3 protein-coding genes are annotated in these 1,753 nt (G+C 48.0%); 2 read left to right on the forward strand and 1 reads right to left on the reverse strand.

Going from position 1 to position 1,753, the window contains the following annotated elements; translation table 11 throughout:
* The first annotated feature begins 272 nt into the window (after positions 1 to 272).
* Entirely contained in the window at positions 273 to 1,019 is a 747-nt protein-coding gene (locus ACTIE6_RS23555) for an SDR family NAD(P)-dependent oxidoreductase (protein WP_439558960.1), read from the forward strand.
* A 66-nt stretch (positions 1,020 to 1,085) separates the two neighbouring features.
* Here ACTIE6_RS23555 and ACTIE6_RS23560 read toward each other — a convergent pair whose 3' ends face one another.
* A complete protein-coding gene (locus tag ACTIE6_RS23560; RefSeq protein ID WP_439558961.1) occupies positions 1,086 to 1,433 on the reverse strand; it encodes a winged helix-turn-helix transcriptional regulator in 348 nt (115 codons plus the stop codon).
* A gap of 119 nt (positions 1,434 to 1,552) precedes the next feature.
* Between ACTIE6_RS23560 and ACTIE6_RS23565 the strand changes: the two genes are divergently transcribed.
* Positions 1,553 to 1,753, forward strand: a 201-nt coding sequence (locus tag ACTIE6_RS23565; RefSeq protein ID WP_439558962.1) for an SDR family NAD(P)-dependent oxidoreductase, incomplete at its 3' end; no start/stop codon positions are given.

Here is a 1,753-nt window from a genome sequence, read left to right on the forward strand (position 1 = left end):
GTGGAGCGGCGGGGTAAGTGTTAATGATTTCGGACAGTGGGTTTTGTCATTGTTTTGAGGGACTGCTTGAAGCAATCCCGGAAATTTCGCCGCAGTGCAAAGGGTCAAAAATGGTGCCAGCAGCTACTTTGCCTTTCTTAGAGGTAACCCATCAAACTATGTCAATGCGCGCGAAAAGCTGACAAATGTCATTTTCAATCGCTGCCTAAGTCACCTGCTGCAATGCAGCCTGTCAATACCTTCGTAACATCTTTCACTTAACACTTTGAATCATGGATTTACTGGATAAAGTTGCGATTGTAACAGGAGCAGGCTCAGGAATTGGCAGAAGTGTAGCACTAACTTATGCAGCTGCGGGAGCAAAAGTGGTCGTTTCCGATGTGCAGGAGAAGGAAGGATTGGAAACAGTAGAAATGATACAACAGGCAGGTGGCGATTCCTTCTTTTTTAGGGCCGACGTATCTTCACCGGCAGATAATGCAGCACTTGTGGATGCAGCTGTGGCTACTTACGGCGCGCTGCACATTGCCTGCAACAATGCAGGGATAGGCGGTGCCTCGGCGCCGGTTGGAGAATATCCGATTGAGGCCTGGGATAAAGTGATCGCGATCAATCTTTCAGGTGTATTCTACGGAATGCGGTACCAGATCCCTGCCATGCTGAATGCAGGAGGTGGCACGATCGTAAATATGGCGTCGATCCTGGGGAATGTCGGCTTCGCCAATAGTGCTGCATACGTGGCTGCCAAGCACGGAGTGGTAGGGCTGACCAAGAATATAGCCCTAGAATACGGTGCAAAAGGTATCCGGGCCAATGCAGTTGGACCTGCTTTCATCAAAACACCACTTCTTAAAGATATGGATGCCGGTACCCTCGACTGGCTGGTGACCAAACACCCGGTCGGCAGATTGGGAGAGTCGGAGGAAGTGGCAGAGCTGGTATTATGGCTGAGCGGTCCGAAATCATCCTTTGTTACTGGTTCGTATTATCCGGTTGATGGGGGGTACCTGGCCAGCTGATCCGAGATATGGCAACTGCCTTTCAAGAGATCAGCGCCGCGCAGCTGGCGTAAGTTCTCCAACAAATTATGCTACCGAACCTTTTTTGATCTGCTTCTCGCCCCATTGCCGGAGGTATTCAATAAAGGGGATCAGCTCTTGCCCGACTTCGGTCAATGTATATTCCACTTTGGGCGGTACTTCGTGATACACTTTCCGGGCGATGAGGTTGTCGGCTTCCAGTTCCCGCAGCGTTTGCGTCAGCATCTTGGTTGTCACGTCCGGCAAAGTCCTGCCCAGTTCCCCATAGCGCAGGATCGAATGCTCATGCAGGTACCATAAGATCCTGCCTTTATATTTTCCACCTATCCGTCTGAATGCAAAATCAACTGAGCAAGTAGGCATATCCGGGCATGAATGCTTGTATTTTTTCATTTTTAATTGACTGATAATTAATAATACATTCTTTAAGGTATGTAAGATACTAAAAGGTACATACTTGACGTAGGAGAATGTACCATATAGCTTTGCAGCTCATTAAAACAGTTACTAAAATGAGCTTTAAATTAAAAGATAAAGTTGCCGTAGTCACCGGCTCATCAAAGGGAATTGGTGCGGGAATAGCAAAAGCATTTGCCAGAGAAGGCGCGAAAGTGGTTGTCAATTACGCTTCCAGCAGATCAAATGCAGAAAAGGTGGTCAGCGAAATTGTTCACAATGGAGGAACTGCGGTAGCGATACAAGCGGACATTTCC

This window comes from Dyadobacter sp., assembly GCF_051859145.1.
GTDB lineage: Bacteria > Bacteroidota > Bacteroidia > Cytophagales > Spirosomataceae > Dyadobacter.